Source organism: Bordetella muralis (genome assembly GCF_054781015.1).
Genome location: NZ_BAAGVF010000006.1, coordinates 959,976 through 973,081 on the forward strand (window position 1 = coordinate 959,976; position 13,106 = coordinate 973,081).

Here is a 13,106-nt window from a genome sequence, read left to right on the forward strand (position 1 = left end):
ATCGGCGTGGCCTGTCCAGGCCACCCGCTACGCCCCCCAATGGCCACTGTAAAACCCGGTTCTCCCGCTTCTCCGCCTCGCGGCGGCCTGAGCACGCTGCGCACCTTGCTGCCCTATTTGTGGCCCAAAGACCGGCCGGGGCTCAAGGTGCGCGTGGTCGTCGCCATGCTCTGCCTGCTGGCGGCCAAACTCGCCATCGTCTATGTGCCGATGCTCTATGCATCGGCCATCGATGAACTCAGCAAAAATACGGCGGGTGCCGCTGTCGTCGTCCCGGTGGGCCTTATTCTGGCCTACGGTGCCGCTCGCGTGCTGTCCCTGCTGTTCTCCGAGTTACGCGATGCCGTGTTTGCCCGCGTCGGCCAGCATGCGATCCGCGCCGTGGGTTTGCAGATTTTTCGCCATCTTCATGCTCTCTCGCTACGCTTTCATCTGTCGCGGCAGACAGGGGGACTGACACGTGTCATCGAGCGAGGCACCAAGGGCATCCAGACCCTGCTGTCTTTCACGCTATTCAACATCCTGCCCACCTTTTTCGAGATTGCGCTGGTCTGCGGGGTGCTCTGGAAACTCTTTGATATCTGGCTCGCGACAGCAACTATCGTGACGATCGTGCTGTACCTGGCCTATACCTTGGTCGTGACCGAATGGCGCACCAAGTTCCGCCGCTTGATGAACGAAACGGATTCCGAGGCCAACACCAAATCTGTCGAAAGCCTGCTGAACTACGAAACCGTCAAATATTTCGGCAATGAGGAACACGAAGCTCGCCGCTACGATGCATCGCTGACACGCTACGAACAGGCTGCCGTGCGTAGCCAAGTCAGTCTCTCCATTCTGAATGTCGGCCAGGCGGCCATCATTTCCGTGGGGCTGACACTTGTCATGTGGATGGCGGCACGCGGCATTGCCGACGGCCGCTACACGCTGGGCGACTTCGTATTGGTCAATACCTATCTATTGCAATTGTATGGTCCGCTGAACTTCTTTGGCTTTGTCTATCGCGAAATCAAACAGTCGCTTATCGACATGGAGCGCATGTTCGAGCTCCTGGATCAACATCGCGAGATCAGCGATCCACCCGACGCTGGCACATTGCAGTTGTCTGGGGCCCGTATCGAGTTTCGCGACGTCGCGTTTGGCTACGATCCGCGCCGCCCGATTTTGCAAGGCGTCAGCTTTACGATTCCCGCTGGCCGTACGCTGGCAGTGGTGGGCACGTCCGGAGCCGGAAAATCGACGTTGGCCCGACTGCTATTCCGCTTTTATGATGCGCAGGCAGGTGCCATTCTGATTGACGGGCAAGACATTCGAGAGGTCACACAAAGCAGCTTGCGCGCAGCGATTGGCGTCGTGCCGCAAGATACCGTGCTGTTTAACGACACGATTCACTACAACATTGCTTATGGCCGTCCCGATGCAACCGAGGCGGACGTTCATGCCGCAGGCCGCTTGGCACATATTCACGAACTGATCATGGCTATGCCGGACGGTTATCAAACGCTGGTGGGCGAACGCGGCTTGAAATTGTCGGGGGGTGAGAAACAACGCGTCGCGATCGCGCGCACCTTGCTGAAAAATCCCTCGATCTTTCTCTTTGACGAGGCGACCAGTGCACTGGATACGCATACCGAGCGGGAAATACAGGCCAACTTACGTGAGGTCAGCCAGGGACGTACTACGCTGATCATTGCGCATCGGCTGTCTACGGTCGCCGATGCCGACGAGATCATTGTGTTGAGCGATGGGCAGATTGTGGAGCAAGGCCACCATACGGCGCTGCTCATGCGCGATGGGATCTATGCAGCCATGTGGCGCAGACAGCAGGCCCAAGGAAGCAGCGCCGCCGTGGAGGATGTTGATCGAGGCGGTGATGCAGACGATGACTCGGCAGAGTCAGGTAACCCGATGCGCCAGTGACTGTAGATTCGCCAAAGGCAAAAACGCAGCGCCTCTTTCACGATAATCCGAACGCGAAATGGGTCGGGACCGCAATCGTGCTCGATCGCGTCAAGACCACACTGCATGCCCCTGTCAGGGTGCCAGCTTGAATCCGAGATCAGTGCCCCATTTGTCGGTCTCGCGCAGCCACTTGGCCCCGCAAGCCAGGCAGCGGAAACGATCCTCGCGACTGCCCTCTCGCCCCCTTTGGGTAGAGTATATGAAGCCCTGATGCCCCAACTCACCGTGGGGTTCTGTTCCCGGTACGCTTGGCATGATTGCCTGGCACGCTGGACACATGATGCTCATGACCAATCTCTGAACGATAATTGGCAAATTGTAAGTGATTACACCAATTATTGACATCTCATTCGTGATTGGACCCCGGAGATCCTGCCCTGGCGGCTGTTTTTGCGGCAAAAAAACCTCATTGTTGTAGCGTCCCCATCGACAGCCGACGCCAAACTCGTAACATCCCCTGCCCCTCAAACGGTAGGCAATGCCGCGTAACACGTAGCCAAGTGATAAGGCGTTGACGAGGGCATATCCGCCCGTGCGAGCCGGCCGCTGCCGTCCAGACATTCGCGCCAGCCACCCGGATGCAGAAAGCGGCTCTGGAACTGCTGCAACTGCCGCGTCAATTCGGCCCATTCTCCCGACGCTGCCAGATAACGCGCATACTCGGCCTGCGCCCAGATGCGTTCCGTCGGGTCCTTGATGCGGCCATCCTCGTACAGCGCGGCGCACACGCCAGCGGTCCTGACTGCGACCCCTTGCTCTCGTGCCCAGGCGCAACCGCGCGGCAGCATCAGGGGCAGTTCCAGATCGGCAAACACGGCCGGTGCACTATTGAGCAAAACAAACCATTCAAACTGATGTCCGGGCTCTATGTGATTGTCGGCTTGCCCGGACGGCGCTTCAGTAATACACAAGGTCGGCGCATGCAAAAAAGTATCCGCAACACTTTGCGCCAGGCCGCGCAACGTCTGCGCAAACCAGGCGGGCTCCGCCACGCGCGACGCTGCCAGATAGGCTTCGGTCAGATGCATGACGGGATTTTGCGCCGGGCCGGCCAGCGCTTGCTGCCAATCCGCTGACATCGACGCGTGATAGCGGCCATCCTCACGTCGAAATCGCGCTTCGATCTGTTGCGCCGTTTGCAGCATCGCTTGTCTGGCCTCGGCCCGATGCGAGCGCTCGAAATACGCGGCGCATGCAAACACCACAAACGCGTGTGTATACAGGTCCTGTGCATCATCCAACGGCAGTCCCTCGACATCGATGCTATAGCGCCATCCGCCATGCACGTCATCGCGGAAATGCCGCAGCAGCGCATCGAATAGACGATCCGCGTGATGCGCATACGCCGCACCCGGGGCACATGCATAGACATACAACTGACGCGCGCACGCCATCGCACGATAGCGCTGCACGGGCAACGGCAGTCCGGTATCGCCGGCCAATGCCTCGTAAGGCAGATCCATGCGTTCGTTAAAGCCGCGGCCTGCCCACAAGGGCAAAATCACATCATTGAAATGCTGTCGCAGCGCCTGAACGGTGCGCGCGAGATCAGTAGGGACAGAAATAGCCATCGGGACATGGCGCGCAATCAGCGCGCGCCGAAAATGACGAAGTAACGACGATAACCCGAATCATGCTACCACCAGAACCGGCGTCGTTCCGACCTCATTCGGCGCGCGCGACCTGCATCAAGTTTTCACCTACCCATGTTAGCGAACGATGTTTTCCTCGACCCAGTTTTGGGCGAAGATCTCTGCGCGGTCACGCGCCTCGTGCAATGAAGAACAAACACCTAGATAGGAAAAGGCGGCATCGACTTCGGTGCCTCCCTCAGCCGTTACCGTCAGCAGTACGCCGTACCCGCCGGTATCCATGGCTGCTGTGGATACGTCGATCAGCACTTCCTGGTCTTGATGCTGCATGGCTTCCTCCCAGTCGGTTATCCAAACGCGTGAATCCACGCGCAACAGAGAGCGGGATCCAATGCAGATGCAAGTTGGACACGTCTTTGTCACGCAAGTTCATCTTACCCACTAGTTGTCGGCCGCGATACTCAAACCATGTCGCAAACGTGACCAAATCCCCTGGGACATTCCCTAGTTCTGCAGCCGAAAAATGCAAAGCATTGCAAAGTGCACGCGCGCACTATCCGAGATGTATTGCGCCGGGGGATTCCATGCGTAGCGCCAGACGCCCTTTGTCGGTCAGGATCACCTTGCCCTGATCGGTTTCTTTTATGCACAGCAGAATCAACAAACCCTCGGCGACATGTGACGGAATTTGATCTCGAGATACCCCTGCCTCCTCACCATCCGAGATGAATTGTAACCATTGGGCTAATTCGCCTTGTTGAACGTTGATACGCGGCATAACGGGTGTCCGAATAGATGTGCAAAACCGGAGGCTACGATAGCATGCGCCCCGCTGCGCCGAGCCGGAACCCGGCCAGAATGCGTTGTTGCCTTTGCGCCAAAAAAGGCCCCCACGCTGCGCCTTCGGCTTGCTGCCCCCCAAGGGGGCGTTTTTGTTTTGGGGCGGCCCGGCAACAGAAGATTTCCCGCGCTGGAAACAATTTAGTGCTTGCATCCGCAAAATCGCAGCGCTACATTGAATTCACCAAGTGTTCTGATACCCAATGCGTACGAAGCTTGGTAGGAGCGCCCCAGACTCATCTCGAGCTGGGGCGCTCTTCATTGGGCTGACGCTACGGCAGCGCTGTGTAGTGCATGGAGCAGGCTTCCTGCGCAGGCGTTAGGAATCAATGACTACGGTATTGCCGTGGGTAATCGTGCCGATTTCTTTTCCGTGCCGGCAGAGAATCTGCAAGCCGCCGTGACCGGATTTCCACCACGCAGCTGGGTGATCAAAACCGGACGTGTAGTGGCTCGCAATGGGCAGATAATGCCTGGACGCAGGCGTCTTCGTCTCGGTCGCGATCGCACCGACAAAATCGGACTGATCCCATATGACAAAGCCCCTCCAATCACCCTGGCACGCATGCTACCGAGCCCGCTCCCACGCTTTGAAGATACGGGGCTTTGCCAACCTCAGGAATTTTTTCCATGCACGTGGGATACCGTTGTTCCGCCATTGAGACACGGCCCCCGTTGTCAGGTCGCACAGACGCGCAACTTCACTGGTGCCGCCCAGCGCGTCAATTAAGTCACCATCAGTTTTCTGTTCATCCATGTTTAAATTTTAGTTGACTAATAGCGTATTAGCAACCAAATCACAGCCAACTAAGATTGAATTTGTTTAGCCTACTAAGATGTTGCTGTTCAAAGACCGCATTCAAACTGCCTTCAATGAGGAAAACCACCGCCGCAAAGCGGAGGAAGCACCGCGTCTGACAAAAACCGATTTGTGGAAGGCGGCAGGTATGACTTCTGCAGCTGCCACGTTCTGGTTTGACGGCTCTAATGGTGCAGACATGGACACCTGCATGAAGATCGCACCATTGATGCGCGTGAGTGCAAAATGGTTGTTTGACGGCACGAAACCCAAACATATAGATCCTCCGCCTCCTGTCGCCGACGATCACACACCGATCCGGGTGGTGGATGCCAAGGCGTCGGCCGGCAAGGGCAAACTCGTCTTTTCGGATGATGCCGCCAAGACGCTGATGTTTCGGCGCGACTGGCTGACAAAACACGACGCCATCCCTGAAGAAACCCTCGCCTTTCACGTTGACGGCACGTCCATGTTGGACCTGCATATCATCGACGGCGCAGTTGTTCTGGCAAATCAAAAAAAAACCGACCCCATATCCAAAAAAGTCTACGTGCTGTGGCTGGACGGCCACTTGTACGTCAAGCAATTGATCAAACAAAAAGGTGTCTGGTACGCCAGATCCCACAACGCCACGCAAGCCGACGACTACCCGGATATCCAGATTGAACCCGACGACCGTATCGTCGGCCGGGTGTTTTGGTGCGGGTTTGATCTGTAGAACATCGGCTCGATAAGTTCACGCGGTGCCCACTATTATCGCGGCTATACATCTGTCTGACGACTCCCGCAAGATCGAAACCCCCTCCCAAGACGGCAGGATTGGTCTGATTCAATCGACTACTCGTTAAGCATCTCGTTGCATCCTTCGGACGCGCAGGTAGTCACCGCGAGCGGTAACAAATATAGCGACATGTACACCTTTAGACGTAGGCGCGCGTCCAGCGATCGGAAATAATGAATTTTCATCACTGCCAGGGTTTTAACTCCATGCGTTTTCCGCCTCTCCGCCTCAAATCCACCCAATATTCGTCAGTCGCTGGGCGGGCGGGCTTGCTGGCCTCTGTCGTGCTGCTGGCAGCTTGTGCGCCTACCCCGACCATCGACGAGCGCGATTCCTTTACGCAGGAAACCACCTATTCCCATCGCTTCGCAGGCACGTCCAGCCAAGCGGCGTGCGAAGCCGGACGGCGCGCACTGCTGGGCCAGGGATACATCATCGACAAAGCCGAACCCAACCAGGTCAGCGGGCACAAGAACTACCAGGATAAAGAAAACGACAATCAACATGGACAGATTCTGTTCAACGTAAATTGCACGACGAGCGGTTCCGGCGAGGCCACGGTATATGCCAACGCGCTGCGTGAGCTGTATACGATGAAGCGGTCGAGCAATTCGGCCAGCGTGGGCCTGAGCGTGCTGGGTTCGGTGTCCATGCCACTGGGCGCGAGCGACGATTCGCTGGTGAAAACGTCCAGCGAAACCATCTCGCGTGGCGTGTTCTACGAAGGATTCTTTCAACAATTGGAACAGAATCTGACGTCAGCAAAAGCTGCAATCGATTCGGGCACAACGCCCGGACAGAATCCCAAAGCGGCTGGTGCAGCTGCGAAGCAGCAGATAGACAAACCAGGTCTGCGTGTTACGCCGCCCCAAACAGCCCCAACGCAAACGAACGCCCCCGCTCCGACACAGCCGGCAAAACCCGCGGCCCCGACGCCGTCCACATCATCGCCATTGCCATCGGCCACAACGCCTGTCGATACCAATGCAGTCGAACCTGCTAAATCCGGCGCAACCAGCCCGTCTGCGCAGCCTGCGCCCACGGATGCTTCGACGGCTCCGGCGTCGGGCACTGGCAGTGGCAACTGACCACACTCACATGTGATCGTTGCGTACGTCCAAGGCGTCGCGCAATCCGTCGCCAATGAAGTTGAAGCTGGTAACCGCCATCGTGATCATTATCCCCGGCACGATGGCCAGCCAAGGCGCACTGGCCAGATATTGTTGCGCTCCGTTCAGCATGTTGCCCCAACTCGGCAACGGCGGCTGGATCCCGTAGCCGAGAAAACTGACATAGGCTTCAAGCAAGATCGCACGCGCCACGGTGAGCGTCGCGGCCACAATAATCGGCCCCACGACGTTGGGCAGGATCTCGCGAAACATGATGTGGGTGCCGCTCAAGCCCAGCATCCGCCCCGCCTGCACGAATTCCCGCTCACGCAGCGAACGCACCTCGGCTTCGACAATGCGCGCAACTTCCATCCAACTGGTGATCGCTATGATCACCGTGATCATGGTCGGGCTGGGCTTTAACAACGCGGCGAGCGCCAGCACGAGAAAGATCGACGGGAATGCCAAAAAAGCATCGACCATCCGCATCAACGCGGCCCCTACCCGGCCGCCACGATAGCCTGCGATCACGCCCACGGCCGTGCCGATAATCGTAGACAGCACCATTGCGGAGAATCCCACCAGCAGCGAGATTCGTCCGGCCTCCAATAAACGGGCCGTCTGATCGCGTCCCAGCGGGTCGGTGCCCAGAAAATGCAGCCCCGAAAAAGGTGGTGCGAAACGCGCGCGTAGATCGACATAGAGCGAGTCATACGGCAATAACAGAGGCCCCACGATGCAGGCCAGGACCAACACCGTAATCATTACCATGCCCACCAACGCCAGCCGGTGACGCGCGAACCTGCGCACGGCTCGGCTCTGCCACCAATGGGTACGGTCTGAGGGGACTGCGATAGTAGTCATGACAAGGTCCTGAGCGGATGGGTTCAGCTAAGCCGGATACGCGGGTCAACCGTCGCGACAATAATGTCGGCGATGAGGTTTCCAAGCAGGGTCAAAAAGGCGGACAGCATCAGCAGCCCCATGATGACCGGATAATCGCTATAACCAAGGCTATCGAGAAACAAGCGCCCCATACCGGGCCAGGTGAACACCGTCTCCGTCACCAACGCGCCTCCCAGAATCGTGGGCAATTGCATCCCCGCCAACGTAATCATGGGAAGCAAGGCATTGCCCACCACGTGCTTCATCAGAACGCGGCGCTCCGGTACCCCCTTGGCCCGAGCGGTTTTAATGAAATCCTGATTGATCACGTCCAGCGTGGCCGATCGCATGTAGCGGCTCCACGTGGCGACATGCACCAGAGACAGCACGAGGCTCGGCAACACCAGGTGATGCAGGTAATTCAACCACGACTGATCCCCGATGGTGTACATATTGCCCGCGGGCACCCACCCGAGTTTCAGCGAAAATAGATAAATCCCGACCAAGCCGAACCAAAAGGTCGGGATCGACAATGCCACCATGGCGCCGATGGTCGCAACATAATCAAAGCCCGAATAGCGGTGCGTCGCCCCGCGGATACCGATCCATGTGCCAATGGCAATGGAAATGGCGGTCGACGTTCCCATCAGCAACAGCGTCGCAGGTAAATGGCGCGCGATGACTTGCAGAACCGGCGTGCCATCACGATAAGAGCGCCCCCAGTCGCCCTGCAGCATCTGCCAAGCCCAATCGAGATACCGCAGCGGCAAAGGCTGATCCAGGCCCAGCTGGCGCGTCAGGCGATCGATATCCGCCTGCGTCATACTCGCATCGAGCGCGAATTGCGACAGCGGGCCACCAGGGATCATATTCAGCACCCCAAAGCCGATGATCGACACGATCAACAGCAAAATGATGCTTTGCCACAAACGATTAAGCAGAAATCCGGCCATTCATCCCTCACGACGGATTACAAAAGACGCACTACCAGGAGCCTCATCAAGCGCCCCGAAACCACCCAGCCGCATGCCAGGACTCGGTACGCGTATTGCTATTGCTGGCCGTACCCTGGATATCGGATTTCCGTCCCCGGACCACGTTTTCGGAGAAGAGCGGCAGAAAAGGCAGATCGGCACGCACCTGCGCCTGGATTTCCTTGTAGATCTCAATGCGGCGCTTCTGATCAAAGGTGCGGGCGCCCTCTTCCAGCAATTTGTCTACACGCGGATTACTGTATTGCGCCGTATTGGAGCCGCGCCCGCCCTTGGCGCGGATCGCACCCGTATGGAACCGGTTGAATACATCGGGATCGGAGCCCACCAGATAATTGATTCCCACCACGACGGAGTCATATTGCGACAGCGTCCAGAAATCTCCCCAGATCACAGCCGCCGGCAGATTCGAGATCTTCATCTCGATGCCGATTTCCTTCATGGTCTGCTGGACGAACTGCTGCAGTTGTTCGCGCAGGTGATTGCCCGATGTGGTGGAGCAACTGAAGGCGAGCCGTACGCCGTTCTTGGCACGAATGCCATCCGAGCCTTTTACCCAGCCGGCATCATCGAGCAGCTTGCGGGCTTTATCGAGACTGAATTCGTGTTTGGGCAAATCATGGTTGTAGTAGACCGAACCGCGCGGCATATAAGACTCGACGGGTTCGGGCAAGCCATAGTACAGCGCGTCGATGATCGCTTGTTTATCGATGGCGGCATAGATCGCCTGGCGAACGGCGAGCTCCTTGAATACCGGGCGTTCCAGATTGAGATAGATCTGCTCAACGGTGGGCGCTGGTTGCAGTTCAACGACCCTGTTTTTCAGCGTTTTGGCCTCTGCGTAGTTATCGGGCGTGATGTATTGACGTCCCACCAGATCAATATCGCCGCTCTTGAACTGCGTATACAACACCGTCAGATCGGGGATGTATTTGAATACCAGCTGCTCGATGTAGGGCCCTTCGCCGTGGTAGTTGGCATTAGCGACCAACTCGACGTGGTCGCCTGCGACGCGACGGCCCCATTTGAACGCGCCAGTGCCGATCGGGGCTTGGTTGAATGCAGCCGTGTTCTTGTCGGCCTCTTTCTCCAGCACATGCTTGGGAACGATAAACGTCTCTGTCAGGAACGACATATACGGAGCGAAAGGCTCTTTCATCTTCCAGGTCAATTCGGTCGGAGAGACGACGGTAATGTCCTGCACGAGATTGTGCCCAGCGGTGCGCCAACTGCGGAATTTCGGATCGACGATCAGCTCGAGGGTGAATTTGACATCCTCGGCTGTCATGGGCGTGCCGTCATGCCACTTCACATCGTCGCGCAGCTTCACTCGCCATTGCAGACCATCGGCAGACAGCCCACCGTTTTCCTGGCTCGGCACCTCTGTCGCGAGGTTGGGCACAATCGAGCCATCCGGCATGGTGCGAAACAGCGCGTCGAACACCGAAAAATGCAGACCATCATCGACTTCGATCTTCAACATCAACGGATTGAACACCGTTGGCTCTTGCGACAGTCCAACGATGACTCGCCCTGTCGGCGCGGCAGGCGGCGTCTGGGCAAAAGCAGGCTTGCCCAGCAGATTCGTTGCAAACAAACCCGTCGCGCCAGCAAGCCCCATCAGTTTCAGGGCGGAACGACGGCTCATCGAGGTGGTTGTGTCAGTCATTGGAATTCCTCCGTGGGAATACGGCATGGTTAGCGCTGAAGTCTTCAGTGACCGGCTCCCGCTGGCCCGGCTCCTGGCCCGGAATGGCAGCCACCAACTCGCGGGTATAGGCAGATTGGGGATTGAGAAAGATCTGCGAGGGTGGTCCCATCTCGACGATCTTGCCCCTCTGCATCACGACGATCTCGTCGCAAATCTGACTGGCGACGCGCAAATCATGGGTGATAAAAACCATCGATACGCCGGTCTCGCGTTGCACTTGATCGAGCAACATCAGGATTTGCGCCTGAATCGACACATCGAGTGCCGAGACGGACTCATCGGCCACCAGCAGCTTGGGTTTGAACATCAACGCGCGGGCGATGCCGATACGTTGACGCTGACCGCCAGAAAATTCATGCGGATAACGCTCGAAAGCTCCCGCATCCAGGCCTACGTGCGACAACAGCGCTTTGGCTTGTTCGCGGGCCTGCGCGACGGGCATGCCATACGCGACCGGTCCGACGGTCAGGATATGTGCAACGGTCGAACGCGGATTGAGCGACGCGAAAGGATCCTGAAAAATCATCTGGATCTTTGGGCGCATCGCACGAAACTTGTCCTCGCTCATCGGGGCGATATCCGCGCCCTCAAAGAAGATCCGGCCGCTATCGCTGTCCATCAGCTTGATCAGCAACCGCCCAAGCGAGGTTTTCCCCGAACCGCTTTCTCCCACGACGCCAAGCGTGCGACCGGGTTTCAGCTCAAAAGAGACATCGTCGACGGCCTTGACGATGCGTTCACTGCGCAGCAGACGGCTGCCACTGCGATAGGTCTTGACCAGATTCTCGACTTTCAGAATCGGCGTTTCGGCCGTGCGCGACAGCACGCGGTCGGTCCCGGTCAGATGCGGGACGGCGGCGATCAAACGCTGGGTGTAGGGGTGCTCTGGAGTCTTTAGCACCCGGTCTGCAGGCCCTTGCTCGACGATTTTTCCCTTTTCCATCACCACCACGCTATCGGCGATCTCTGCAACCACACCGAAGTCATGGGTGATGAACATCACACTCATCCCTTTGCGACGCTGGATATCGCGGATCAGGTCCAGGATCTGCGCCTGCGTGGTCACATCGAGTGCAGTCGTCGGCTCGTCCGCGATCAGGATGGCGGGCTCCAGCGCCAGTGCGATCGCGATCATCACCCGTTGCCGTTGTCCGCCGGACAGACGGAACGGATACTGGTGAAACATCAACGCCGGGTCTGGCAAACCGACCTCGGTCAACAGTTTGAGGGCGCGCTCCTTGCGACTATCCGCGGTGCCCACGGCGTGAGCCATCAGGGCCTCGGTAATTTGCTCGCCTACCGTCATCAGAGGGTTCAATGCCGACAGCGGATCCTGAAAAATCATGGAAACCACGCGGCCACGCAAGTCGCGCAACCGCTCGGGTGCGGCATCGATGATCTCGGTATCACCCAGCAGGATCGAACCCTCAGTGACACGAATCACCCTGGGCAGCAAGCCCATGATGGCATTGGCGGTAACGGACTTGCCGGAGCCCGATTCCCCGATGATGCAAAGAATCTGTCCTTTCAGTAGATCGAATGAAATGTCGTCCACGGCATGAGCGCGTTCCATGCCAGCGGGCAGACTGACGGTCAGATTGCGCACCGAAAGTGTCGCCTCAGAGGCTGCTGTACTGCTTGCCGGTATAGAAGCCACAAATCCCCCTACCCTGTAGTGATAGTGATGGCGTGTTAGTAAAAATTTAGGATATATTGAAAATCTGGTAGATATCTTCATTATCTTGCTAAACGCTCATTTCCTGTCAATAGGGGATTTCGATGCCGGCATCCGGGAAAAACGCAGATCAGCGTGCCACCGCCCATCATGCGGATGCGCCCGAGTTTCATGTCGGCGCCAATCTGCGAAAACTGCGCAAGCAAAAGGGAATGTCGCTCGAGAGCCTCGCTCAGGCCTCGGGGGTCTCGATGGGAATGATCAGCCAGGTCGAGCGCGGTATCGCCAACCCTTCGATGCGGCTGCTGACCTCGCTGCGCAGGGCGCTGAACATCAGCATGCAGGAATTATTTGGCGAAACAAAAAGCGAGGCGCTCAAGACGGGGGAACCCTCTTTTGTGCGTCGCCGTGCACAGCGGCCAGTCATCGACCTGGGCATGCTGCACAAAGAACTCCTCACGCCACCTGACCGGCAAAACCTGCAGATCATGATCCTGCGGCTGGAGCCTGGCGGTAAATCGGGCGGCCATGCCCTGAGCTATCCGGCAGAGAAAGGCGGCCTTGTCCTGTCAGGCAAGGTGGTTCTCACCGTCGATGATGAAGCCTCTGAGTTGGAGACCGGTGACAGCTTCGTCTTTGACAGCAACCGTCCGCATTCCCTGCGCAACACCAGCGATGTTCCGACTGAGGTTCTGTGGATCATCGGAGCAGTCCAGTTCGATCGTTTCCTCTAGCCCCCTATTCCTGCACAAGGAGATTC

12 protein-coding genes are annotated in these 13,106 nt (G+C 57.6%); 4 read left to right on the top strand and 8 right to left on the bottom strand.

Features of this window, described 5'->3' with window-relative positions; all coding sequences use genetic code 11:
- Positions 1 to 39 precede the first annotated feature (39 nt).
- On the top strand, positions 40 to 1,920 hold the full coding sequence (locus tag ACYVIT_RS15390) for an ABCB family ABC transporter ATP-binding protein/permease (RefSeq protein ID WP_415808287.1): 1,881 nt from the start codon (positions 40 to 42) through the stop codon (positions 1,918 to 1,920).
- Between the two features lie 114 nt (positions 1,921 to 2,034).
- On the opposite strand, the gene ACYVIT_RS15395 is transcribed toward ACYVIT_RS15390, so the two are convergent.
- From ACYVIT_RS15395 to ACYVIT_RS15410, 4 genes are all read right to left on the bottom strand, one after another.
- Positions 2,035 to 2,250 (bottom strand): hypothetical protein, encoded by a 216-nt coding sequence (locus tag ACYVIT_RS15395; RefSeq protein ID WP_415808286.1) that lies wholly within the window; start codon positions 2,248 to 2,250, stop codon positions 2,035 to 2,037.
- A gap of 176 nt (positions 2,251 to 2,426) precedes the next feature.
- Positions 2,427 to 3,533, bottom strand: coding sequence for an AGE family epimerase/isomerase (locus tag ACYVIT_RS15400; RefSeq protein WP_415808285.1), 1,107 nt, complete (start codon positions 3,531 to 3,533; stop codon positions 2,427 to 2,429).
- 138 nt (positions 3,534 to 3,671) lie between these two features.
- On the bottom strand, positions 3,672 to 3,884 hold the full coding sequence (locus tag ACYVIT_RS15405) for a hypothetical protein (RefSeq protein ID WP_094821683.1): 213 nt from the start codon (positions 3,882 to 3,884) through the stop codon (positions 3,672 to 3,674).
- Between the two features lie 223 nt (positions 3,885 to 4,107).
- A complete protein-coding gene (locus tag ACYVIT_RS15410) occupies positions 4,108 to 4,332 on the bottom strand; it encodes a hypothetical protein (protein WP_415808284.1) in 225 nt (74 codons plus the stop codon).
- Positions 4,333 to 5,230: 898 nt separating this feature from the next.
- On the opposite strand from ACYVIT_RS15410, the gene ACYVIT_RS15415 reads away from it, so the two are divergent.
- Both ACYVIT_RS15415 and ACYVIT_RS15420 read left to right on the top strand, forming a co-directional pair.
- Positions 5,231 to 5,911 (top strand): S24 family peptidase, encoded by a 681-nt coding sequence (locus ACYVIT_RS15415; protein WP_415808283.1) that lies wholly within the window; start codon positions 5,231 to 5,233, stop codon positions 5,909 to 5,911.
- A 269-nt stretch (positions 5,912 to 6,180) separates the two neighbouring features.
- Complete coding sequence (locus ACYVIT_RS15420; protein ID WP_415808282.1) at positions 6,181 to 7,062, top strand: DUF2242 domain-containing protein; 882 nt, start codon at positions 6,181 to 6,183, stop codon at positions 7,060 to 7,062.
- Between the two features lie 6 nt (positions 7,063 to 7,068).
- Here the strand turns inward: ACYVIT_RS15420 and ACYVIT_RS15425 are convergent, their stop codons facing one another.
- The 4 genes from ACYVIT_RS15425 to ACYVIT_RS15440 are packed head-to-tail and all read right to left on the bottom strand — an operon-like array spanning position 7,069 to position 12,277.
- Positions 7,069 to 7,947, bottom strand: a complete 879-nt coding sequence (locus ACYVIT_RS15425; RefSeq protein ID WP_415808281.1) for an ABC transporter permease — start codon at positions 7,945 to 7,947, stop codon at positions 7,069 to 7,071.
- A 23-nt stretch (positions 7,948 to 7,970) separates the two neighbouring features.
- Positions 7,971 to 8,921, bottom strand: a complete 951-nt coding sequence (locus ACYVIT_RS15430) for an ABC transporter permease (protein ID WP_415808280.1) — start codon at positions 8,919 to 8,921, stop codon at positions 7,971 to 7,973.
- Between the two features lie 46 nt (positions 8,922 to 8,967).
- Positions 8,968 to 10,629, bottom strand: a complete 1,662-nt coding sequence (locus ACYVIT_RS15435) for a peptide ABC transporter substrate-binding protein (RefSeq protein WP_415808279.1) — start codon at positions 10,627 to 10,629, stop codon at positions 8,968 to 8,970.
- On the bottom strand, positions 10,622 to 12,277 hold the full coding sequence (locus ACYVIT_RS15440; protein ID WP_415808278.1) for an ABC transporter ATP-binding protein: 1,656 nt from the start codon (positions 12,275 to 12,277) through the stop codon (positions 10,622 to 10,624). The genes ACYVIT_RS15435 and ACYVIT_RS15440 overlap by 8 nt, the downstream gene beginning before the upstream one ends.
- Before the next feature lie 173 nt (positions 12,278 to 12,450).
- Here ACYVIT_RS15440 and ACYVIT_RS15445 point away from each other — a divergent pair, with 173 nt between their 5' ends.
- Positions 12,451 to 13,080, top strand: a complete 630-nt coding sequence (locus ACYVIT_RS15445) for a cupin domain-containing protein (protein WP_415808277.1) — start codon at positions 12,451 to 12,453, stop codon at positions 13,078 to 13,080.
- The last annotated feature ends 26 nt before the right edge of the window (positions 13,081 to 13,106 follow it).

What these genes read in the sequence shown, in the direction of transcription:
- ACYVIT_RS15395 (WP_415808286.1), bottom strand. Translation starts at nt 2,250, where the DNA reads ATGAGCATCATGTGTCCAGCGTGCCAGGCAATCATGCCAAGCGTACCG.
- ACYVIT_RS15415 (WP_415808283.1), top strand. Translation starts at nt 5,231, where the DNA reads ATGTTGCTGTTCAAAGACCGCATTCAAACTGCCTTCAATGAGGAAAAC.
- ACYVIT_RS15410 (WP_415808284.1), bottom strand. Translation starts at nt 4,332, where the DNA reads ATGCCGCGTATCAACGTTCAACAAGGCGAATTAGCCCAATGGTTACAA.
- ACYVIT_RS15390 (WP_415808287.1), top strand. Translation starts at nt 40, where the DNA reads ATGGCCACTGTAAAACCCGGTTCTCCCGCTTCTCCGCCTCGCGGCGGC.
- ACYVIT_RS15430 (WP_415808280.1), bottom strand. Translation starts at nt 8,921, where the DNA reads ATGGCCGGATTTCTGCTTAATCGTTTGTGGCAAAGCATCATTTTGCTG.
- ACYVIT_RS15435 (WP_415808279.1), bottom strand. Translation starts at nt 10,629, where the DNA reads ATGACTGACACAACCACCTCGATGAGCCGTCGTTCCGCCCTGAAACTG.
- ACYVIT_RS15425 (WP_415808281.1), bottom strand. Translation starts at nt 7,947, where the DNA reads ATGACTACTATCGCAGTCCCCTCAGACCGTACCCATTGGTGGCAGAGC.
- ACYVIT_RS15420 (WP_415808282.1), top strand. Translation starts at nt 6,181, where the DNA reads ATGCGTTTTCCGCCTCTCCGCCTCAAATCCACCCAATATTCGTCAGTC.
- ACYVIT_RS15405 (WP_094821683.1), bottom strand. Translation starts at nt 3,884, where the DNA reads ATGCAGCATCAAGACCAGGAAGTGCTGATCGACGTATCCACAGCAGCC.
- ACYVIT_RS15400 (WP_415808285.1), bottom strand. Translation starts at nt 3,533, where the DNA reads ATGGCTATTTCTGTCCCTACTGATCTCGCGCGCACCGTTCAGGCGCTG.
- ACYVIT_RS15445 (WP_415808277.1), top strand. Translation starts at nt 12,451, where the DNA reads ATGCCGGCATCCGGGAAAAACGCAGATCAGCGTGCCACCGCCCATCAT.